General features: G+C 68.4%; 21 protein-coding genes. 11 read left to right on the top strand and 10 right to left on the bottom strand.

Translation table 11 applies throughout. The features are described from left to right. Positions 1–243: 243 nt before the first annotated feature. Genes GYB83_RS16710 through GYB83_RS16700 form a run of 3 tightly spaced genes read right to left on the bottom strand, consistent with a single transcriptional unit; the run spans position 244 to position 3078 of the window. The gene (locus GYB83_RS16710; RefSeq protein ID WP_161896532.1) at positions 244–993 is read right to left on the bottom strand and encodes a siderophore-interacting protein; all 750 of its coding nucleotides are present in this window, start codon (positions 991–993) and stop codon (positions 244–246) included. Beyond that, on the bottom strand, positions 986–2056 hold the full coding sequence (locus GYB83_RS16705) for a FecCD family ABC transporter permease (protein WP_161896531.1): 1071 nt from the start codon (positions 2054–2056) through the stop codon (positions 986–988). Before GYB83_RS16705 ends, GYB83_RS16710 begins: the two co-directional genes overlap by 8 nt. Further along, positions 2053–3078, bottom strand: coding sequence for a FecCD family ABC transporter permease (locus tag GYB83_RS16700; RefSeq protein WP_228461548.1), 1026 nt, complete (start codon positions 3076–3078; stop codon positions 2053–2055). Before GYB83_RS16700 ends, GYB83_RS16705 begins: the two co-directional genes overlap by 4 nt. Before the next feature lie 51 nt (positions 3079–3129). Here GYB83_RS16700 and GYB83_RS16695 point away from each other — a divergent pair, with 51 nt between their 5' ends. Both GYB83_RS16695 and GYB83_RS16690 read left to right on the top strand, forming a co-directional pair. Next, a complete protein-coding gene (locus tag GYB83_RS16695) occupies positions 3130–4068 on the top strand; it encodes an ABC transporter substrate-binding protein (protein WP_161896530.1) in 939 nt (312 codons plus the stop codon). A gap of 8 nt (positions 4069–4076) precedes the next feature. Continuing rightward, positions 4077–4859: an ABC transporter ATP-binding protein gene (locus GYB83_RS16690; protein WP_161896529.1), complete on the top strand. Its 783-nt coding sequence runs from the start codon at positions 4077–4079 to the stop codon at positions 4857–4859. A 5-nt stretch (positions 4860–4864) separates the two neighbouring features. Here GYB83_RS16690 and GYB83_RS16685 read toward each other — a convergent pair whose 3' ends face one another. After that, the gene (locus tag GYB83_RS16685; RefSeq protein WP_161896528.1) at positions 4865–5494 is read right to left on the bottom strand and encodes a TetR/AcrR family transcriptional regulator; all 630 of its coding nucleotides are present in this window, start codon (positions 5492–5494) and stop codon (positions 4865–4867) included. A 97-nt stretch (positions 5495–5591) separates the two neighbouring features. On the opposite strand from GYB83_RS16685, the gene GYB83_RS16680 reads away from it, so the two are divergent. The 3 genes from GYB83_RS16680 (at position 5592) to GYB83_RS16670 (ending at position 9142) form a co-directional block, all read left to right on the top strand. Further along, positions 5592–6812 carry an oxygenase MpaB family protein gene (locus GYB83_RS16680; protein ID WP_161896527.1) on the top strand — a complete coding sequence of 407 codons (1221 nt, stop codon included), beginning with the start codon at positions 5592–5594 and terminating at the stop codon, positions 6810–6812. A gap of 108 nt (positions 6813–6920) precedes the next feature. Then, entirely contained in the window at positions 6921–7373 is a 453-nt protein-coding gene (locus GYB83_RS16675; protein ID WP_228461546.1) for a MarR family winged helix-turn-helix transcriptional regulator, read from the top strand. Continuing rightward, positions 7370–9142, top strand: a complete 1773-nt coding sequence (locus GYB83_RS16670; protein ID WP_161896526.1) for an MFS transporter — start codon at positions 7370–7372, stop codon at positions 9140–9142. Before GYB83_RS16675 ends, GYB83_RS16670 begins: the two co-directional genes overlap by 4 nt. 54 nt (positions 9143–9196) lie before the next feature. On the opposite strand, the gene GYB83_RS16665 is transcribed toward GYB83_RS16670, so the two are convergent. From GYB83_RS16665 to GYB83_RS16655, 3 genes are all read right to left on the bottom strand, one after another. Continuing rightward, complete coding sequence (locus GYB83_RS16665) at positions 9197–11557, bottom strand: ATP-binding cassette domain-containing protein (protein WP_161896525.1); 2361 nt, start codon at positions 11555–11557, stop codon at positions 9197–9199. 62 nt (positions 11558–11619) lie between these two features. Next, positions 11620–13473 carry a protein kinase domain-containing protein gene (locus tag GYB83_RS16660; RefSeq protein ID WP_161896524.1) on the bottom strand — a complete coding sequence of 618 codons (1854 nt, stop codon included), beginning with the start codon at positions 13471–13473 and terminating at the stop codon, positions 11620–11622. A 34-nt stretch (positions 13474–13507) separates the two neighbouring features. After that, a complete protein-coding gene (locus tag GYB83_RS16655) occupies positions 13508–14200 on the bottom strand; it encodes a phosphatase PAP2 family protein (protein WP_161896523.1) in 693 nt (230 codons plus the stop codon). Between the two features lie 141 nt (positions 14201–14341). Here GYB83_RS16655 and GYB83_RS16650 point away from each other — a divergent pair, with 141 nt between their 5' ends. The 5 genes from GYB83_RS16650 (at position 14342) to GYB83_RS16630 (ending at position 19458) form a co-directional block, all read left to right on the top strand. Next, complete coding sequence (locus tag GYB83_RS16650; protein ID WP_161896522.1) at positions 14342–15367, top strand: phosphotriesterase family protein; 1026 nt, start codon at positions 14342–14344, stop codon at positions 15365–15367. 7 nt (positions 15368–15374) lie between these two features. Beyond that, a complete protein-coding gene (locus GYB83_RS16645; RefSeq protein WP_161896521.1) occupies positions 15375–15833 on the top strand; it encodes a Fur family transcriptional regulator in 459 nt (152 codons plus the stop codon). Positions 15834–15883: 50 nt separating this feature from the next. Then, positions 15884–18064: a catalase/peroxidase HPI gene (gene katG, locus GYB83_RS16640; protein WP_161896520.1), complete on the top strand. Its 2181-nt coding sequence runs from the start codon at positions 15884–15886 to the stop codon at positions 18062–18064. An 83-nt stretch (positions 18065–18147) separates the two neighbouring features. Next, positions 18148–19185: an LLM class F420-dependent oxidoreductase gene (locus tag GYB83_RS16635; RefSeq protein WP_161896519.1), complete on the top strand. Its 1038-nt coding sequence runs from the start codon at positions 18148–18150 to the stop codon at positions 19183–19185. A gap of 114 nt (positions 19186–19299) precedes the next feature. Then, positions 19300–19458, top strand: coding sequence for a hypothetical protein (locus tag GYB83_RS16630; RefSeq protein ID WP_161896518.1), 159 nt, complete (start codon positions 19300–19302; stop codon positions 19456–19458). A gap of 84 nt (positions 19459–19542) precedes the next feature. On the opposite strand, the gene GYB83_RS16625 is transcribed toward GYB83_RS16630, so the two are convergent. Genes GYB83_RS16625 through GYB83_RS16615 form a run of 3 tightly spaced genes read right to left on the bottom strand, consistent with a single transcriptional unit; the run spans position 19543 to position 20996 of the window. Continuing rightward, the gene (locus GYB83_RS16625; protein ID WP_161896517.1) at positions 19543–19821 is read right to left on the bottom strand and encodes a hypothetical protein; all 279 of its coding nucleotides are present in this window, start codon (positions 19819–19821) and stop codon (positions 19543–19545) included. A 7-nt stretch (positions 19822–19828) separates the two neighbouring features. After that, positions 19829–20638, bottom strand: coding sequence for an adenylate/guanylate cyclase domain-containing protein (locus tag GYB83_RS16620; protein WP_228461544.1), 810 nt, complete (start codon positions 20636–20638; stop codon positions 19829–19831). A 19-nt stretch (positions 20639–20657) separates the two neighbouring features. Continuing rightward, the gene (locus GYB83_RS16615) at positions 20658–20996 is read right to left on the bottom strand and encodes a hypothetical protein (protein ID WP_161896515.1); all 339 of its coding nucleotides are present in this window, start codon (positions 20994–20996) and stop codon (positions 20658–20660) included. Between the two features lie 98 nt (positions 20997–21094). Between GYB83_RS16615 and GYB83_RS16610 the strand changes: the two genes are divergently transcribed. Next, the gene (locus GYB83_RS16610) at positions 21095–21439 is read left to right on the top strand and encodes an RNA polymerase-binding protein RbpA (protein ID WP_008376263.1); all 345 of its coding nucleotides are present in this window, start codon (positions 21095–21097) and stop codon (positions 21437–21439) included. The last annotated feature ends 70 nt before the right edge of the window (positions 21440–21509 follow it).

The raw sequence follows: 21509 nt of genomic DNA, 5'->3' as shown, positions 1-21509 counted from the left end.
TTATGAAACTCCAGATATCGTTCAGTGGATTTCTCCTCTAATCGTCATCGACGGTAGCGGAAAAATTCGGGACAATCGCGGGTTTGAACGCACAGGAGACGCGTATAGGCCGCATTTTCACGGGCTGGCCTGCAGTGACACCGATTCGGAGATTCGTGGCGTGTCGAGCGGGTCGGCGGGTGTCACCGCCGATGCGACGACCGATCGGACGCCCGTGTCTCGGGCGGGGATCGCCGGCCCGATTCAGCCGCGCGCCTGCCCGAGCCGCCAGTATCCGGAGAACGTGACGGCCGTGCGGTCCACGGAGCGTTCGTCGACCAGATGACGGCGAATCCGCTTGACCGCGTCGCGCTCGCCGCACACCCAGGCCAGGTCGAGCGCCGGTCCCAGAGGCGTCGCCCGGACGGCGCGTTCGAGGCCCTCACCGGGCACGTCGGTGCGGTCGACCCACTGGACGCCGTCGACGAGTCGGTCCGCCGGGTCGGCGGTCTCGATGATCGCCGTCGTCGGTCCGGAGCAGGTGGTGCTCTCGAGAATCCGGGCGATCGCCGGGATCGCCGTCTCGTCACCGACGAGCAGGCGCGACGAGACGCATGAGTCGTAGGTGTAGAGCGCCGAGCTCTCCCGCACGCCGACGGTCGACCCGATCCGGGCGCGTCTCGCGAAACGTGTACCGGGCCCGTGGTCCCCGTGGACGACGATGTCGATGTCGATCTCGCACGCCTCGGGACGGGCGCGGCGGATCGTGTACCACCGCAGGTCCGGTCGATCATCGTCGGACATCGTCGAGATCGCGGCCCGGATGTTCGGCTCGCCGGGAGGCGGGACGACGAGCGGCCGCCCGTCACGCGGCATCAGCAGGCCGATGTACTCGTCCGGTCCGATGGGCCGATGCGATGCGAGTTCGGGCGCGGCCACCGTGATCCGCCGCAGCGATGCGCCGAGGTCGGCGACCGATGTCACGACCGCGGGGAACACGCGATGCTCAGGCACGGCGACGCCCCTGTCGGAAGACGAGCCACAGGAAGAACACACCGCCGAGGACGACGGTGACCGCGCCGACCGGGATCGGACCCGACAGCGCGTACTGGGCGATCAGATCGGACGCTCCGAGGAGGAACGCGCCGGTCAACGCCGTGACGATCAGCGATCGCGATCCGGCGAGCGAGAACGCGATGTGCGGCGCGACGAGCGCGATGAACGCGATCGGGCCTGCCGTCGCGACGGCGATCGCCACCAGAAGCGTCGCGACGGTGATCTGGATCCATCGCAGGCGGACGGCGCGGACGCCGAGCGTCACGGGCAGACTGTCCCCGAGGGCGGACAGGCGGGCCGCGGGGGCGGTTGCGGTGAGCACCGCCCCGGCCGCGACGAGGGCGATGAGCATCGGCCACAGGTGCTCCCAGCTGCGCCCCTGCAGGGATCCGATCAGCCAGGTCTGCGCCGTCGTGGCACTCGCCACGAACACCTGCGTGAGCAGGTAGTCGACGATGGCCGACGCTATCGCCGCGAGCGCCACGCCGGAGAGGACCAATTGCACGCCCTGCAGCCCGGACCGCGCGCTGATCAGCAGGATCACGGCCGCGGCGACGATGGAGCCGACGACCGCTCCGATCGCAGCCTGCCCCAGCGATCCGTCGAGCAGAAGGATCACGACGACCGCCCCGACCGACGCGCCGTGGCTGATGCCGAGCATGTCGGGACTGGCGAGCGGATTGCGGGTCGACGACTGGAAGACGCCGCCCGCCACCGCCAGCGCGGCGCCGACGGAGACGGCGACGAGCGCGCGGGGAAGCCGTCGGGTCATCACGAAGAAGTCCGTCAGCCGGTTCGGTGGATCCCCGAGCAGAGTGTGGACGAGGGCGCCGGGCGACACCCGATACTCCCCCATCAACAAGGATGCGACGAGCAGTGCGATCACCAGAACGGTCAGGGCTACGGCCGTGAGCGCCGCCCGCTTGCTGAATCGGACCGACAACCGACCCGTTCGGGACCGGAGCACCCGATCGTCGTCGGTGAGGACGTGGTCGGCGAACGAGACACGCCTGTCGGTCATGACAGCCCGACCGTCTGACGGCCGTTGACGAAGAAGATCAGCAGTGGCCCGCCGATCAAGGCGGTCACGACGCCCGCCTGCACCTCGCCGCCTCGGCCGATGACGCGTCCGATGATGTCGGCGACCAAGAGCAGTGCGGGCGAACAGATCAGCGACAACGGCAGCAGGAGTCGATGGTCCGGGCCGACGACGGGACGCAGCAGATGCGGAACGACCAGGCCGACGAACGCGATCGGCCCGGCGAGCGCTGTCGCCGACCCGGCCAGGAGGGCCACGGCGACAAGCGACAGGACCCTGACCCGGACGGGCCGGGCGCCGAGCGACCGGGCGCTGTCGTCCCCGAGGGCGAGTGCGTTCAGCGACGACGAGAGGGACAAGGCCAGCACCGCACCGACCGCCACGATCGCGACGACGGGCGCCACGTCGGCCACCGGACGCGCGGTGAGCGACCCGACACGCCAGAACCGGTACGTGTCGAGAACCGACTCGTCGGTGATCACGAGCGTCTGGGTGACGCCGCTGAGGATCGCCGCGAACGCCACTCCCGCGAGGGTGAATCGGACCGGCGAGCCAGCGACGACCCGGCTGGAGGAGAACGCGAGGATCACCGCCGACGCGGCCGCGGCGCCCGCCAACGCGAGCCACACCGTCCCGACGGAACCGACGACGCCGAACACGCTCATACCCGCGACGACGCCGAACGCGGCACCCGCGTTGACTCCGAGAACGCCGGGGTCGGCGAGCGGGTTCCGGGTGACCGCCTGCATGAGCACCCCCGAAAGGCCGAGTGCGACACCGCAGATCAGCGCGTTGATCGTCCGGTCGACCCGCAGGGTGCCGACGATGTTGATGACGTCCTGATCCCCCGATCCGATGAGCGCGGCGATCACGTCGCCGATCGGCGTGAACCGTGCGCCGATCGCGAGACTGAGCACGACGGCCGCAGCGAGGATCGCCAGGCACACGGGCACGGCGATCCACCGTCGCGCGCGGACCTTCGCGGGGGCGTTCTCGGTCGTCACGGGTTCCAGCATGTTTGGTTAGTCTTACCTTTCCAACTACGGTACTTGTTCATGCAACCACATTCGCGTCGCGCACTGCGCGGTCCCCTCGTCGCATTCCTCGTCATGGTCTTCGCGTTCGCGGCCACGGCCTGCGGCGCGTCCGATTCGGACGAAGCGGGCGGCGACGACCCGTACACGGTCACGCACGCGATGGGCACGACGGAGCTCTCGGGCGTGCCGAAGCGGATCGTCGTCCTCGACTCCCCGCATCTCGATGCGCTCATCGCGCTCGGCATCACCCCGGTCGGAGCTCCCGAGATCGGCAAGGGCCGCGGATTCCCGTCGTACCTGGCGGACAAGATGCACGACGTCGCACCCGTCGGCTACATCGCCGAGCCGAACGTCGACGCGATCGCCAATCTCGCCCCCGACCTGATCATCGGCTCGAAGGTGCGTCACGAGGCCCTGTACAAGGAGCTCTCGGCGATCGCCCCCACCGTGTTCTCGGCCGACACCGGCACCAACTGGCACGAGCAGGCGGAGCTGACCGCGGCGGCGGTGAACCAGTCCGCGAAGATGAAGGAACTCCTCGCAGGCGTCGACGCACGCGCCGCCGAGGTCGGGACCAAGGTCGGAGCGCACGGCAAGACGGTCTCGATCGTGCGCTTCCGCACGGACAACTTCCGCCTCTACGGGCCGGGGACGTTCTCCGGCTCGCTGCTCTCGGCGATGGGATTCGGCTTCGGCGACCGCACGTGGAACGAGTACTCGATGGACGAGCTGAGCCCCGAGCTGTACGAGCAGATCAACGGTGACGTCGTCTTCTACACGAGTCCCGGCGGCGACCCCAGCGCGACAACCCAGAACCAGATCACCAAGCTGTGGACGCAGCTGCCCGCGGTCAAGGCGAACAAGGCGTTCAGCGTCGACGACGACACCTGGATGGTGGGGATCGGCGTCATCGGCGCCGGACTGGTGATCGACCAGACCGAGAAGCTGCTCGCCTGAACCGCGAGATGACCAACCCCGACGCCGTGCTCGCCGCGACCGACCTGTCCATCTCCTACGACGGGCGGCGCGTCGTGCACGGCGTCGACGTCGACATCCCCGAGGGAGCGTTCACCGTGATCCTCGGGCCGAACGCGTCCGGCAAGTCGACGGTCCTCAAGGGCATGGCGCGCGTCCTTCCTCGCGAATCGGGCCGGATCGTCTTCGACGGTCGCGACCTGGCCGACTACGGATCGAAGGAACTCGCCCGACGACTCGGTCTGCTCCCCCAGGACGCGGTGGCTCCGGAGGGCATGCGGGTGGCCGATCTCGTCTCCCGTGGCAGGCATCCGTACCATTCCGCGTTCGCGCGGTGGACCACCGCGGACGACGACGCGACCCGCGCCGCGATGGAGGCGACGGGCACCCTCGACCTCGCGCAGCGGTTCGTCGATCAACTCTCCGGCGGCCAGCGCCAACGCGTCTGGGTGGCGCTGCTGCTGGCACAGCAGACCGACGTGATGCTGCTCGACGAGCCGACGACGTTCTTGGACATCGCGTTCCAGTACGACGTCCTCGACCTGCTCGGCGAGCTCAACGCCGGAGGCAAGACCGTCGTCGCGGTGCTGCACGATCTCAACCAGGCCGCGAGGTACGCCGACAACCTGATCCTGATGAAGGACGGCGAGGTGGTCGGCACGGGGACCCCCGCGGAGATGATCACCGCGGAGCGCGTCCGCCAGGTGTTCGGCCTCGACTCGGTGGTGATCGACGATCCGGTGACCGGCACCCCGATGGTCGTCCGTCGCTGACGACCTCAGACACCGGCCGCGGCGGCCATGCACAGGCGGGTGCAGGTGTCCGCGAGGCGCTCGACGGTGACGTCGCGGTCGATCAGCCAGTTCTCGACGAGCCGGTTGACGCCGCCGACGACGAACTGCGCGGCCTTGTGCAGCTCGGGCACCGCGTCGCCGGTGATCGTCGACCCCGGCAATGCCGCTAGGTGGGCCAGGACGACCTCGGCGACGAGGTCCAGCGTCTCCCGTCGCCGGTTCTCGAGTCCGGCGACGCTCGACACGTCGGCGGTCATAATCGACAACATGGACGGGTCGTCGGAGACCGCGAGGAGGAACGCTGTCAGCGCGGCGCGGAGTCGTTCCTCGATCGTGCCGCCGTCCGCGGTGCTGGCGTCGACAAGCGTCGTCATCAGCTCGGATCGCACCTGATCGGCGATGGCGACGATGAACGCATCGCGGTTGTCGAAGCTCTCGTAGAAGTACCGGTGTGCTAGTTCCGCGTCGCGGCAGACGCCGCGCACGCCGATGTCCGCGACGCCGGACGATCCCCATGTGTGCCTGCCCGCTGCGAGCAGCCGACGTCGACGGTCGCCGCGCCTCTCTTCGGCGCTGACGCCGCCGTAGTCGCGTACCGCAGCCTGCCTGGTCATTGACTCCGCAGTCTAACCGTCTTAGATTTGGCACACACCCGTTCGCAGTTATGGATCGATCGGGTCCGGTCCGAGACGACGGAAGGCGTGCCGACACATGACGACGACTGCCCTCATCCCCCGCAGGCATCCCGACACGCCCAGGCGAGTGCCCGCCGGCGTCGCGACCTTCGCGCGCCTGCTCCGGATCGAGCCGCCGACCTCGGCCGAGTTCGACCGTCTCGGCGAGGCGCTGTGCGAGGGCGATCCGCCGATGGACGAGGTCGTCGAGGCGATGTCGGCGGACGGGATCGCGACGATGAGGCCGGTGTTCGAGCACGCGCTCGCTCACGGGATCGCGAACACACCGGACGCACCGGACTACCTCGTCTCGTTCTTCGAGGTCGTCGAGGCCACGCCGGAGTGGGTCGATCACGCACGGATCGCGCACGCGGCGCAGGCGATGAACGCCAGCGGCGCGGACGGCCTCTTCGTCGCGCGAGACGTCTCGCTGATCGGCGGCTACGCGTTCAGCGGGTTCAATCAGACCCTCCTGCGGACCGGCGCGCTCGAAAAGGGGTCGAACACCCGCTTCGCGGAGACGTCGCAATGGGCGCTCGACGTCATCAGCGACGGCGGGCTGGAACTGTTCGGCGTCGGCTATCGATCCACCCTGCGCGTGCGGTTCATCCACTCCCTGGTCCGCAGGCACCTGCTCGCCGCCGACGACTGGGACGTGGCCGAACTGGGCCTGCCGATCAACCAGACCGACATGGCCGCGACCCTCGTCGGCTCTCTCGTCGCACCGTCGCTGGGCGGAATCGGGATCGGGATCGTCCACACGCCCGCCGAATACGGCGCGATCGGGCAGCTGACGCGGTACGTCGGCTGGCTGATGGGCGTGGACGACGAGTTCCTGCCGACCGGTTTCGTCGACGCCGTGCGACTCCTCCACCACACGTCCGCGGCCCTGTCGACCCCGGACGAGACCTCGCCGATCCTTGCGCGGCCGATGATCAACGATCCGCTGACCTGGAGCTATTCGCGGCTTCCCGCGATCCGCAGGCGCATCGCCCGATCGCAGCACCTGTCGATCAGCACGTACTTCCTCGGCCGGAGCGCCATGTCCCGACTCGGCCTGCCGACCGACACGCTCCCCTGGTATCCGCCACTGCGCTTTCCGATCAACGCGGCTCGATCGGCACTCGCGCTGCTGCCCGGCGGCCGCGCCAGAGCATCGACACGGGGTCGTCGATCGCAGCTGCGCATCATGCGCGTGATGGAATCGCGGCCTGTCACGATCGGCGACACCACGCACTTGGCGTCGCACACAGCCTGACTCCGCTGGTCACACGGCACTGCGGGCCAGATCACACCGCCTGTATTTTAGTTAGCTGTTGGAAACTAATAGAGTCGACGTGTTCCGATCACGTCAGGAGACTCGCAGTTGGCCGACCTCACCAGTCACGACGTCGCGGCGATGTACCAGCACTTCGTGCGCATCAGCCGGGCGCTCCGCGCGCACGGAGCCAGTGCGGGACTGTCCGCGGGCACCGCGAGCAGTCTGTGGACCGTCTACAGCAACGCGCCGATCCGCGTCACCGACCTCGCCGACCACGAATCCGTCGCGGTCCCGACGATGTCGAAGATCGTCGCGTCGCTCGTCGACCGCGGATACGTCGCCAAGGTGCGCGACCCCGACGACGCCCGCGTCATCCTGCTGGAACCGACCGACACCGGACGTGAGGTGATCACCGGGATGCGCTTCGTCCGCACCCGGGCGCTCGCCGATGCGCTCGCCCTCTTGTCGGACGACGACCGAGCCACCGTCGAGTCGGGCCTGCGCCTGCTCTCCGATGCGATCACCACCCATCCCGAATCGAAGGACGTGAGCGAATGACCGCTGCCGCCGTCGAGGACGATCCGCACTACAAGTGGATCGCGCTCTCCAACACCACGCTCGGCATGTTGATCGCCACGATCAACAGCTCGATCGTGCTGATCGCGCTGCCCGACATCTTCAAGGGCATCAACCTGAACCCGCTCACCCCGTCCAACACCAGCTACCTGCTGTGGATGATGATGGGCTTCCTTGTCGTCACCGCGGTCCTCGTCGTGAGCTTCGGTCGACTCGGGGACATGTACGGCCGCGCCCGGATGTACAACATGGGCTTCGCCGTGTTCACCGTGTCATCGATCTTCCTGGCGATCACCTGGTTCGACGGCCCCGCGGCCGCCATCTGGCTCATCGTGTGGCGCGTCATCCAGGGCGTCGGCGGAGCCTTCCTGATGGCGAACTCGTCGGCGATCCTCACCGACGCCTTCCCGGCCCGCCAGCGCGGCCTCGCCATGGGCATCAACGGCGTGGCGGCTATCGCGGGCTCGTTCCTCGGCCTGCTCATCGGCGGCGTCCTCGCACCGATCCAGTGGCACTTCATCTTCCTCGTCTCCGTGCCGTTCGGCGTCATCGGGACGGTGTGGGCGTACCTCAAGCTGCGTGACACCGGCGTCCGCACGAAGGCGAAGATGGACTGGTGGGGCAATCTGACGTTCGCCGTCGGCCTCATCGCGATCCTCATCGCGCTCACCTACGGAATCCAGCCGTACGGCGACTCCGACATGGGCTGGGCCAACCCGTGGGTCCTCGCGGGCCTGATCGGCGGCGTCGCCGTCCTCGCTGTCTTCATGGTCATCGAGACCCGCATCGACAGCCCGCTCTTCGACCTGAGCCTGTTCAAGAGCCGCTCGTTCAGCGCGGGCAACGCCGCCAACCTGATGGCGTCCATCGGACGCGGCGGCCTCCAGTTCATCCTGATCATCTGGCTGCAGGGCATCTGGTTGCCGCAACACGGCTACGACTACTCGCAGACTCCTCTCTGGGCGGGCATCTACATGGTCCCGATGACCGTCGGGTTCCTCCTCACGGCCCCCGTCTCCGGCGCCCTGTCCGATCGCCTCGGCACCAAGTGGTTCACCACGCTCGGCATGCTGATCACCGCGGGCACCTTCGTCGCGCTCATCGCACTGCCCGTCGACTTCTCCTACCCGTGGTTCGCGGTCATCCTCCTGATCAACGGTGTCGGCATGGGACTGTTCGCATCGCCCAACCGCGCCGAGGTGATGAACTCGCTCCCCGCCCACGCCCGCGGGTCCGGTGCAGGCATGATGACGACCTTCCAGAACGCGGCGATGGTCCTGTCGATCGGCGTGTTCTTCTCGCTGATGATCGCGGGTCTGAGCGAGCATCTTCCCGACGCGATGTACTCCGGACTCACCGCGAACGGTCTGCCCGCGGACCAGGCGTCGCACATCTCGAACCTGCCGACGGTCGGCGTGCTCTTCGCTGCCTTCCTCGGCTACAACCCGATCAAGGAACTGCTCGCGGGCACCGGCGGCGGGCCGGGCGTCGACGTGAATCACCTGACCGGCCTGGACTTCTTCCCGCATCTGATCTCCGACCCGTTCGCCGACGGTCTGAGCGCCGCGTTCACGTTCGCGCTGGTGTGCTGCGTCCTCGGCGCGGTGTTCTCCCTGTTCACGGACTCGAAGCCCGCGGCTCTGACGGAGAACGCCGTCGACTCCGAACCGCACCGCGAATCCGTCGGCGACGAGCTCGCCGCGACCGCCGCGGCGGCCTCCGGTGAGGCTCCGTCCGAACTCGTCGACTGACCACCCGACTTACCCTGCGCAACCATGATGGTGGTTGCGCAGGGTTGAGTCGGGTCAGGCGCCCTGGGAGACGTAGGCGGCGAGGTGTTCGCCTGTCAGGGTCGATGCACCGGCGACGAGATCGGCAGGCGTCCCCTCGAAGACGACGGAGCCGCCGTCCTGTCCGGCTCCCGGCCCGATGTCGATGATCCAGTCGGCGTGCGCCATGACGGCCTGGTGATGCTCGATCACCACCACCGACTTGCCCGCGTCCACCAGCCGGTCGAGGAGTCCGAGCAACTGGTCGACGTCGGCGAGGTGCAGGCCCGTCGTCGGCTCGTCGAGCACGTACGTGGTGGCCTTCTCGGCTATCGCGGTCGCGAGCTTGATCCGCTGACGCTCTCCTCCGGAGAGGGTCGTCAACGGCTGTCCGAGCGTGAGATACCCGAGGCCGACGTCCGCCAGGCGCAGCAGGATCTTGTGCGCCGCCGGAGTCCGGGCCTCGCCGTCGGCGAAGTAGTCGAGCGCCTCGTCCACGGACATCGCGAGGACCTCGCTGATGTCGCGACCGCCGAGACGGTACTCGAGGACGTCGGAGCTGAATCGGCGGCCCTCGCACTCGTCGCACGGGGTCGCGACACCAGCCATCGTCGCGAGATCGGTGTAGATGACGCCCGCGCCCTTGCACGCCGGACACGCACCCTCGGAATTGGCGCTGAAAAGGGCCGGCTTCACTCCGTTCGCCTTCGCGAACGCCTTGCGCACCGGCTCGAGCAGCCCGGTGTAGGTGGCGGGATTGCTGCGGCGCGACCCCTTGATCGCGGTCTGATCGATGGTGACGACACCGGCGTCCGACGGCATCGACCCGTGGATCAGGGAGCTCTTGCCCGAGCCTGCGACACCGGTCACCACCACCAGCACGCCGAGTGGGACATCGACGTCGACGTCCCTGAGGTTGTTCGTCGACGCTCCCCGGATCTCGATCCGCCCGGTCGGTCGTCGGAACTCCGACTTCAGCGAGCTGCGGTACCCGAGGTGCCTGCCGGTGAGCGTGTCGCTGGCGGTGAGAGCCTCCACGGTCCCCTCGAAGCAGATCTCGCCGCCGTGCGATCCGGCGCGAGGGCCGATGTCGACGACATGGTCGGCGATCGCGATGGTCTCCGGCTTGTGCTCGACGACGAGGACGGTGTTCCCCTTGTCCCGCAGTCGCACCAACAGGTCGTTCATCCGCGCGATGTCGTGCGGGTGCAGCCCGATCGTCGGCTCGTCGAACACGTAGGTGACGTCGGTGAGCGCCGATCCGAGGTGTCGGATCATCTTGGTGCGCTGCGCCTCGCCGCCGGACAACGTGCCCGTCGGGCGTTCCAGCGCCAGGTACCCGAGCCCGATCTCCACGAACGAGTCGAGCGTCCCACGCAGTTTCTCGAGCAGGGGCGCGACGGACGGTTCGTCGAGGGCTCCGACCCATGCGGCGAGATCGGAGATCTGCATGCGGCACGCATCGGCGATGCTCACACCGTCGATCCGCGAGTTCCGGGCGTGCTCGGCCAGCCGCGTGCCGTCGCAGTCGGGACAGGTGTCGGCCGTCACCGCACGCTCGATGAAGGCCCTGACGTGCGGCTGCACCGAGTCGATGTCCTTCGACAGCATCGACTTGGTGATGCGCGGGATCAGTCCCTCGTAGGTGATGTTGATGCCGTCGACCTTGATCTTGACCGCCTCCTTGTACAGGAGGTCGTCGAGCTCGCGTGTGCTGAAGTCCTTGATCGGCTTGTCGGCGTCGAAGAATCCCGACCCGCCGTACACGCGGCCGTACCAGCCGTCCGCGCTGAAGCCCGGAATCGTGATCGCGCCCTCGTTGAGCGACCGCTCGGCGTCGTAGATCTGTGTCAGATCGATGTCGGACACCGTGCCCATGCCCTCGCACCGCGGGCACATGCCGCCGAGGCGCTCGAACGTCGCCTTCGACGCCTTCTTGTCACCGACCTTGATCGCACCGCTGCCGCTGACCGTCGGCGTGTTGAACGAGAACGCGTTCGCCGAGCCGACGCGCGGCTCCCCCAGCCTGCTGAACAGGATCCGGAGCATGGCGTTCGCGTCGGTGATGGTGCCCACGGTGGAGCGGGGGTTGCCGCCGATCCGCTCCTGGTCGACGATGATCGCCGTGGTGATGCCGTCGAGCAGGTCGACGTCGGGCCGCGCGAGGCTCGGCATGAAGCCCTGGACGAACGCGCTGTACGTCTCGTTGATCAGCCGTTGCGACTCCGCGGCTACGGTGCCGAACACCAGCGAGCTCTTCCCGGAACCGGACACGCCGGTGAACACCGTGAGGCGACGCTTCGGCAGGTCCACCGACACGTCTTTGAGGTTGTTGACGCGGGAACCGCGTACCCGGATCCGGTCGTGCGAGTCTGCGGGATGGGAGGTGTCAGCCATGCCGACCATTGTGACCGACGCCGCGCCGCCGCGGGTCGGTTGCCGTCCCCGGGGCGTGTCTCCTATCGGCTGGCGAGCAGTCCCTGCACGGCGTCGCGGACGGTGGTCTGGGTCGCGGTGTCCCCGATCGGGCTGATGCCGATGGCGATCGTCATCGGCGAGCTGTTGACGACGGCGAGGATTATGGAGTCGCCGCGGATCCCGGCCGGTGCGCCCGTGACCGGGATGTCGCTGGTCAGCAGGCTGACCTTGGTGTTGCTCTTCTCCAGCTCATGGGGCTCGACGACGGTGCCGGTCGGGGTCGAGACGGTGACCGAGCGATATCCGGAGCTGACGGTGAGGCATTCGAGGAACTTGCGCGCGATGGCCTCGGTGTCGGTGGCGAACGCGCTCGGGAGGGTGCCGACCGCGATCTGCGCGACCCAATTGGCGTCCACCGACTTGTAGACGCCGTCGGCATCGGTGACGAACGGGAACTGCGATCCGCGGTCGCTCGACCATCCGGACGGCATGGCGGTGGTCGGGATCTCGATCTTGCCGGACGTCAGGCGAGTCGTGACGGTGTTGTGGGTCGTCTGACCCGTCGAGCACTGCGTCGGCACGCCCGCGACGACGGCCGGGTCGACCGCCGTGCTGGAAGTCGTGCTGCTGGTCGTCGAACTGCTCGCCGACGACGACGCCGCAGTGGTCGACGAATCGTCTCCCCCGCGCGTCACGAGCCAGATGACGAGGCCCGCGACGAGTGCGACGACCACCACGATGGCGCCGACGATCACCGCCGTCGGCTTGCCGCCTCCGCCCGACGTCTGGCCGGGGCGCCCGCCGGGGTACTGCGGCGGCTGACCGAACTGCTGCGGATACTGCGCCTGACCGTAGGGCTGCTGCTGCCCGTACGCCTGCGGGGTCGGCTGCGGGTATCCGGGCGCGGCCGGGGCGCCGTGCTGGGTGTACGGCTTCGTGTACGGGGCCGGATCGGGCTGCTTCGCCATCGGGATCGGGGCGGCGGGCGGCTGGGCGGGGACGCCGACCGACCCCGGGTTGATCATGGTCGGCTGGTAGCCGCTCGCGGCGGACGGCCCGGCCGAATTGAGGGCGGCCTTCAGGTCTCGCGCGAAGTCCATGCACGTCGGGTACCTGTTGACGGCCTGCTTGTCCATCGCCCGAGCGAGGACCGCGTCGACCGTCGCGGGAAGTTCCGGACGAAGCGATCGCGTGTGCGGGATCGGGTTGTTCAGGTGAGCGTTGATGATCTCGGCCGGCAGCCGTTCTGGATACGGCGCGCGCCCGGTGAGCAGGCGGAAGGCGGTGCACGCCAGCGAGTACTGGTCCGACCGGCCGTTGAGGTCGGCGCCGCGGAGCTGTTCCGGCGACGTGTACTGAATCGACCCTACGGTCAGGTTCGCGGCGGTCAACGCGGTGTCGTTGCCGACGGTGCGCGCGATGCCGAAGTCGGTCAGGTACACCTTCCGCCGCGTCGCCGTGGTCGGGTCGATCAGGATGTTGGCCGGTTTGACGTCCCGATGCAGGAGGCCCTTGCCGTGCGCGTAGTCGAGCGCATCGGCGACCGCCGTCACGACGTCGACGGTGTCGGCTGGACTGAACGGCCCGGACTCCTTGAGGATCTCGTTCGCGTCCGCGCCGGGGACGTACTTCATGGTGATCCACAGCTGGCCGCGGTCCTCCCCGCGGTCGTACACGCTGACGATGCTGGGATGGTCGAGTCCGGATGCGAGATCGGCCTCTCGGATGAACCGCGCCCGATACGTGCCGTCTGACGTCAACTCGCTCGGCAGGAGCTTGAGGGCGTCCTGCCTCGGTAGGCGCGGATGCTGGACGAGGTACACCTCGCCCATGCCTCCGGCTCCGAGCGCGCGGACCACGCGGTATCCGGCGAACAGCTGACCAGGACTCAACATGCGGTCAAGCGTAGTGCGCCGCGTCCGGAATCTCTCAGTGCACGGCCGCGCGTCGACCGAACAGCCTGCCGTCGAGGCCGTCCACGACATCGGCGAAACGGGCGACGACGAGCACGCCCGCCCAGGCGCCGACGGCCCCGACGAGCATGCCCGCGACAGTGTCGGACGTCCAGTGCATGCCCAGATACACGCGCGAGCCGGCCGACACGAGCACGAGAAGGGACGCCACGACACCGAACACGGCGCGTTCGGCCCGGGACGCCGCGGGCACGGCGAGCAGCGCGATCCCGGCGACGAGCGCGGTGGTTCCGGTGACGTGTCCGGAGGGGAACGAGTGCGCTGCCTCGTGCGCCTCGAGTTGGACCGCGAACGGCGGACGACGCCTGTCCACCAGCAGTTTCAGGACTTCGGCCGCGGCCGCCGCGCCTCCGACGCCGATGATGAGAGCCGCGCCGCGACGGACCGAACGATCGCGGAACACGAAGAGTCCGGCGACGAGCGCGGCGAGGACGACCGTCGTCGCCGGGCTGAACACCGTCGAGTACGCCTTGGCGAACGAGGTCATCCACTCCGATCGATGACCGACGACTGCCCGGGTGACGAGGCGGTCGTTGTGCAGGGGTCCGCCGATCGTCGCGACCGCGGCCAACAGCACCGCGAGCGCCGCGACGGCGGCGACGGCCCACCGGGTCAGGGACGGGGTACCGGCTGTGTCAGTCGAACGCATGAGACCACCTTTCACCATCGAGCCTTAGAGACTCCTGTGGTCCGTCGCCGGTCGGTGCGAACCGCCCTCACGCGATCACCTCAGCCGTTAGCGTGGTCGGTACTACTACGGGCCGTCGGGGTCCGCCCGACGAGAGGTCACATGGACCGCATCAACACCGTCGCCGGCTCGGTCGGCGTCGATCAGCTGGGGAGGGTGCTCGCCCATGAGCACGTCTTCGTCGTACAGGAGGATTTCCGGCTGAACTATCTGCGCGAGTGGGACGAGGACGCCGAGATCGACCGTGCGGTGCAGACGTTGACGAAGGTGAAGGCGTCGGGCATCGACACGATCATGGACGTGTCGGTGCTCGGCATCGGTCGGAACATCGAGCGGGTCGCGAAGGTCGCCGCCCAGGTCGATCTCAACATCGTCGCGGCCACCGGCCTGTTCACCTACAACGACCTGCCCTTCCAGTTCCACTACACGGGTCCGGGCCTCGGCTTCGACGTCGACGACCCGTTGGACGAGATGTTTCTGCGCGACATCACCGTCGGCATCGGCTCGACGGACGTCAAGGCCGGTTTCCTCGTGTGCGTGCTCGAGTCGGAGGGACTGACCGACGGCGTCGAGCGCGTCATGCGCTCGGTCGGGCGCGTCGCCGCCGCGACCGGGATCGGAGTGGTGGTCCACACCAATCCCCACACGCAGTCGGGCCTCGTCGCGCAGCGGGTGCTCGCCGAGGAGGGCGTCGACCTGACCAGGGTGATGCTGGCCCACAGCGGCGACTCGACCGACGTCGACTACCTGATGCGCATAGCCGATGCGGGCTCGATCATCGGCATGGACCGGTTCGGCCTCGACCTGCTCCTCCCCTACGCCGACCGCCTGACGACGCTGCTGACGATGATCGAGCACGGCTACGCGGATCGGATGGTGCTGTCCCAGGACGCGTTCTGCTTCAGCGACTGGTTCGACCGCACCGCGGACCCGCACCTCGGCGACTGGGACTACTTCCAGGTGACCGGCCGGGTGGTGCCCGATCTCCGAGCGAACGGCGTCGCGGAGTCGGCGATCGAGTCGATGCTGGTCAGCGTTCCGGCGAGGCTCTTGTCACCGGGTGTTCACGCGGATCTGGTCGATCTTCATCCAGATAAGACTGGACTCAGTCCAAAAACTGGGGCATGATGAGATCATGGTCACAGACGAGCACGCAGCAGCCATCCGGGCTGCCGGTCTCCGTGTGACCAAACCGCGGCTGGCCGTCATGTCGGTCGTCGACGCGCATCCCCACTCGGACACCGAAGGCATCCTGTCCGGCGTCCGTCGAACGCTCGACGGGGTCTCGCGCCAAGCCGTCTACGACGTCCTGCGTGCGCTCACCGACGCGGGTCTCCTCCGCCGCATCCAACCGTCCGGTCACGTGTCCCTGTATGAGACCCGGATCGCCGACAATCACCATCACCTCGTCTGCCGCGTCTGCGGCAGCGTGCACGACGTCGACTGCGCAGTCGGGGAGGCTCCGTGCCTCGCCGCGTCGGACGAACACGGCTTCCACATCGACGAAGCCGAGGTCATCTACTGGGGCGTCTGCGCAGCGTGCGCGGACGCCTCCGATCCGCCCGCGAAGGCGGATCCCGCTCCACACGCCTAGCCCCCTGAAATCACACGAAACAGCCCCGTTTCTTTTCGAAAGGAATCGCAGTGTCCGATCAAGCAGCGCCCGAGCAGGAAGTCCCCGTCGTCACGGGTTGCCCGATGCATGAAGGCAAGATGCAGCCGCCGACCGCAGGCGGCGGCAACCGCGACTGGTGGCCCAACCGGCTCAACCTCAAGGTGCTCGCCGAGAACTCCCCCGAGGGCGATCCGAACGGCGCGGGCTTCGACTACGCGGCCGCCTTCGACACCCTCGACCTCGCCGAGGTGAAGGCCGACATCGCGGCGACCCTGCGCGACTCGAAGTCGTGGTGGCCCGCGGACTACGGCCACTACGGCCCGTTCTACATCCGCATGGCGTGGCACGCCGCGGGCACCTACCGCGTCTCGGACGGCCGCGGCGGCGCGGGCCACGGCATGCAGCGCTTCGCACCGCTGAACAGCTGGCCCGACAACACGAGCCTGGACAAGGCCCGCCGTCTGCTGTGGCCGGTCAAGAAGAAGCACGGCGCCGCCCTGTCGTGGGCCGACCTCATCGTGCTCGCCGGCAACGTCGCCCTCGAGGACATGGGCTTTCACACCTTCGGCTTCGGCGGCGGACGCCCCGACAAGTGGGAGCCCGAGGAGGTCTACTGGGGTCCCGAGCGCGGCTGGCTCGACGATGAGCGCTACACCGGTGAGCGCGATCTGGAGAACCCGCTCGCGGCGGTCCAGATGGGCCTGATCTACGTGAACCCCGAAGGCCCGAACGGGAACCCGGATCCGCTTCTCGCCGCCAAGGACATCCGCGAGACCTTCGCTCGCATGGCGATGAACGACGAAGAGACCGTCGCCCTCATCGCCGGCGGCCACACCTTCGGCAAGACGCACGGCGCCGGACCTGCCGACAACGTCGGAGCCGAGCCCGAAGCCGCTCCCCTCGAGCAGATGGGTCTGGGTTGGAAGAGCACGTACGGCTCCGGTGTCGGCGGCGACGCCATCACGTCGGGCCTGGAAGGCGCGTGGAACAGCACGCCCACCACATGGGACAACAACTTCTTCTGGACCCTGTTCGCGTACGACTGGGAGCTCACCAAGAGCCCCGCGGGCGCACAGCAGTGGGTCCCGGCCGGTGGCGCGAGCTCCAGCAGCGTGCCGGATGCACACGACCCGGAGAAGCGTCACGCACCGGTCATGCTGACGACCGACCTCGCGCTGCGGTTCGATCCGATCTACGGCAAGATCTCGCAGCGGTTCCTGGACAACCCGCGTGAGTTCGCCGACGCGTTCGCCCGCGCCTGGTACAAGCTCACGCACCGCGACATGGGTCCGCTGGCCCGTTACCGCGGCAGCGAGGTGCCCGCCGAGAAGCTGATCTGGCAGGACGTCGTCGACGCCCCGGCCACCGTGATCGGCGACGCCGAGATCGCCGACATCAAGAAGCGCGTCCTCGCGTCGGGCCTGTCGGTCTCGCAGCTCGTGTCCACCGCCTGGGCCGCCGCGGCGTCGTTCCGCGGCAGCGACTACCGCGGCGGAGCCAACGGCGCCCGTGTCCGCCTCGAACCGCAGCGCAGCTGGTCGGTCAACGACCCGCAGGCTCTCGCCGAGGTGCTCCCGACGCTGGAGGCCATCGCCGAGGAGACCGGCGCATCGGTCGCCGACGTCATCGTCCTCGCCGGAGCCGCCGCGATCGAGAAGGCCGCGGCCGACGCCGGTCACGAGGTGACGGTTCCGTTCACTCCGGGCCGCGGTGACGCCACCCAGGATCAGACCGACGTCGGTTCGTTCACCGAGATGGAGCCCCGCTGGGACGGCTTCCGCAACTACGTCGGCGACGACGTCGACGTGCCCGCCGAGTTCCTCCTCGTCGACCGCGCCTACCTGCTGCAGCTCACGCCGCCGCAGATGGCCGTGCTCGTCGGCGGTCTCCGCGTGCTCGGGGCCAACCACGGCGACTCGTCGCACGGCGTTCTCACCGAGCGTCCCGGCGTCCTGTCGAACGACTTCTTCGTCAATCTCCTCGACATGGACGTCACGTGGACGGACCAGGGCGACGGCACCTTCGCGGGCGCCGACGCGTCGGGCGCGCAGAAGTGGACCGGCACCCGTGCCGACCTGGTGTTCGGCGCCAACTCGCAGCTCCGCGGCATCGCCGAGGTGTACGGAGCCGACGACGCCGGCCGCAAGTTCGTCGACGACTTCGTCGCCGCGTGGAACCACGTGGTGAACGCGGACCGCTTCGACGTCTGACATCCGCATCGACACGGGCCGGATCCTCATCCGAGGGTCCGGCCCTCGTCGTCGCGCGATGTGTCGCGCGCTACATTGACGGAATGAAACTCGGACTTCAGCTCGGATACTGGGGCGCGCAGCCCCCGCACAATCACGCCGAACTCGTCGCGGCCGCCGAACGGCACGGGTTCGACGCGGTCTTCACCGCCGAGGCCTGGGGTTCGGACGCGTACACCCCGTTGTCGTGGTGGGGTTCGACGACCGAACGGGTCCGGCTCGGGACGTCGGTCATCCAGTTGTCGGCCCGCACCCCGACCGCGTGTGCGATGGCCGCCATGACGCTCGATCACCTGTCGGGCGGCAGGCACATCGTCGGCCTCGGCGTCTCGGGACCACAGGTGGTCGAGGGCTGGTACGGACAGAAGTTCCCCAAGCCGCTCGCGCGCACCCGCGAGTACATCGACATCATGCGGCAGGTGTGGGCCCGTGAGGCGCCGGTGACGAGCGCGGGGCCGCACTATCCACTGCCGTTGTCGGGTGACGGGGTCACCGGGCTCGGCAAGCCGCTCAAGTCGATCGTCCACCCGCTGCGCCGGGACATCCCGGTGTACCTCGGAGCGGAGGGACCGAAGAACATCGCGTTGGCCGCGGAGATCGCGGACGGGTGGCTTCCGCTGTTCTACACACCCCGCCTGGCCGACCAGTACAACGAGTGGCTCGACGAGGGTTTCAACCGCCCAGGGGCCCGCACGACCCGGGAGACGTTCGAGATCTGCGCGACGGCGCAGATCGTCATCACCGACGACGCCCCGGCCGCCTACGAGGGCATCAAGCCGTTCCTCGCCTTGTACATGGGCGGCATGGGCAGCGAGGACACCAACTTCCACGCCGAGGTGTATCGGCGGATGGGATACGGCGACGTCGTCGACGAGGTCACGGCCCTGTTCCGGTCCGGCCGCAAGGCGGAGGCCGCCGCGATCATCCCGAACGAGGCGGTCGACGATTCGGCGATCATCGGCGACGAGGCGCACGTCCGCGAACAGATCGCGCGGTGGGAGGCCGCCGGGGTCACGACCATGCTCGTCTCCCCCGGTTCGGCCGCGGAGGTCGAGCGGTTGTCGCGACTCGTCACCGAGTGACCCGGCTCGCACACAAGATGAACGAAAAGTTAACACGCCGGGAATGAAAGTTGACGGGGACTTTCTGGTTGGTTACGTTGGTGTGGACTGAAGACAACGGAGGAGGACTCCACCATGCGAAACAACCGCACCAGTCCCACCATCGGTTCGACGATCCGCGGCTACGGCCGACGCATCAACAAGGCCATGAACATGAGCCACGCCGACCGCACCCAGCTGCAGCTGTCGAATTCGCCGGTATCGGTACTCGGCCCCCAGCAGCGCCGCCGCTGACGCGCCCCGCCACTGACGAAGGGCTCCGACCTCACCCGAGGTCGGAGCCCTTCGTCGTTCGTCGTGTCATCGTCGTTCGTCGTGTCATTCCGGGCGGGGAACGCCGCTCGTCAGGTGCCAGTAGCCGCATCGGCACTCGTAACAGCGCAACGACGGACGTGCGCGTGACGCGCGACTGATCGCGAGGATCGCGCCCATCACCGCCGGGTAGTCGTCGTAGGCGATCTTCTCCGGGGTCGGACAGGTGAACACGACCGCCGGGACGTCGCGACGACGACGCCGGGGACGCGCGTGCGCGGCCTCGGTGCGGTCTTCTATCCGGCGGTAGTACGCCTGGAGTTCGTCGTCGTCGAAGAGCGGCACGGACGGGTCATCCTCGGTCGTACCGAGGAAGCACCCGGTACACGCTCATGTCCTTCGGCACGCCCTTCGCGCGGAACCGGCGACGCTTGACCACGTACCGCTCGGCGTCGACGGCGGCGAGGGTGGCATCGCTCACGTACACCTCGCCCGCACCCGCGGCATCGCAGACGCGGGCGGCGATGTTGACGTCGACGCCGAGGAAGTCGTCCCCGACCGCGCGCGGCTCGCCGGTGTGGAGTCCGGCCCGCAGGGAGGGTCGGTGTCCCTCCACCGTGATCGCGGAGACCGCCTCACCGCATTCGTAGGCGGCCTCGATCGCCTGCGCGGCGTCGACGAAGACTGCCATCGTCCCGTCGCCGAGCGTCTTGACCACCTGACCGCCGCGACGCCGGATCACCCTGGCGCACGCGTCGTTCACCTGTTTGATCAGATCGAGGACAAGATCGTCACCGGCCCGCAGCGCCCAGGTGGAGAAGCTGACGAGGTCGGTGAACAGGATCGTCGCGGGCACCGGCGCGCTGTCCGGAGCCGGTCGACGGCGTTCGATGACGTTCTGCCACACGGCGACAGTCGCGAGGCCCAGCTCCCGGACGGCGCTCGGCCGGTCGGGACTGCTGTCGCCGATCATGCGGGCGAGCCGGTCCGACGTCCTGTCCGTCTTGGGCGAGATCGTCTCGCCGGGAGCCAGGCTCCGCGCGAACTTCGCTGCCTTGAGGGCGGCCTCACTCGAGTCGGTTCGCGAGAGGAAGCTGTTCGCCCTGGACAGGGGCGACGACTCGGCGTCGTCCTGCGGCGGCTCAGCGCGAGGTGGTGTCACAGTGGACGAGTGTACTGCGTCAGCGCAGACGCTCCGCCCGGTCTGCCAGGCGCACCAGGTCCGCGGCCATGGCTCGCAGCGAGGGCACATCGGTGCCCTCGTCGAGCGCGGTTCGGATGTCCTCCGCGGCGCAGCGCAGCTCGAAGAGCCGGTCGCCGAGCGCTTCGGCCTCCGCGGCGTTGAGGATGAGCGCGTCGCCGGGAATAGCCGTGCCCTCCAGGAGCGTTCTCTGTTCGTAGGCCCGTTGCCTGCACGACCGTTTGCAGTACTTTCGCCGACGGCCGGTGTCGGAGTCGACCATCTCCCGGCCGCACCACGCGCATGCGTACGGCCGCTTGCGTGGCGACGTCTCCGACATGCCTACCCACGTTACGCCCCTCGTGAGAGGCGTCCCGCGCACCACTCGCGGGGGACGCGTAGAATAGTCGAACCACTGTCTGTTGAGAGGAACCATGAATGGCTGATCGAGTACTGCGCGGTAGCCGACTCGGAGCGGTGAGCTACGAGACCGACCGCGACCACGACCTCGCGCCGCGGCGGATCGTCCAGTACCGCACCGACAATGGTGAGATCTTCGACATCCCGTTCGCGGACGACGCCGAGATCCCGTCCAAGTGGCCGTGCAAGAACGGAATGGAAGGCACGATCCTCGAGGGCGCCGAGCCCGAGGAGAAGAAGGGCAAGCCGCCGCGCACCCACTGGGACATGCTGCTGGAACGCCGCTCCGAAGAGGAGCTCGAAGTGCTTCTCGCCGAACGCCTCGACCTGCTCAAGCAGCGCCGTCGCGGCGGCACCGCGTAGAACACCGACCGCGACGACTCAGGGCCCCGTCCCTCTCTCGATGAGAGGAACGGGGCCCTGTTCGTGATCT

This window comes from Gordonia spumicola (genome assembly GCF_009932475.1).
Taxonomy (GTDB): Bacteria; Actinomycetota; Actinomycetes; order Mycobacteriales; family Mycobacteriaceae; genus Gordonia; species Gordonia spumicola.
This window is presented reverse-complemented; position numbering and strand designations above follow the sequence as displayed.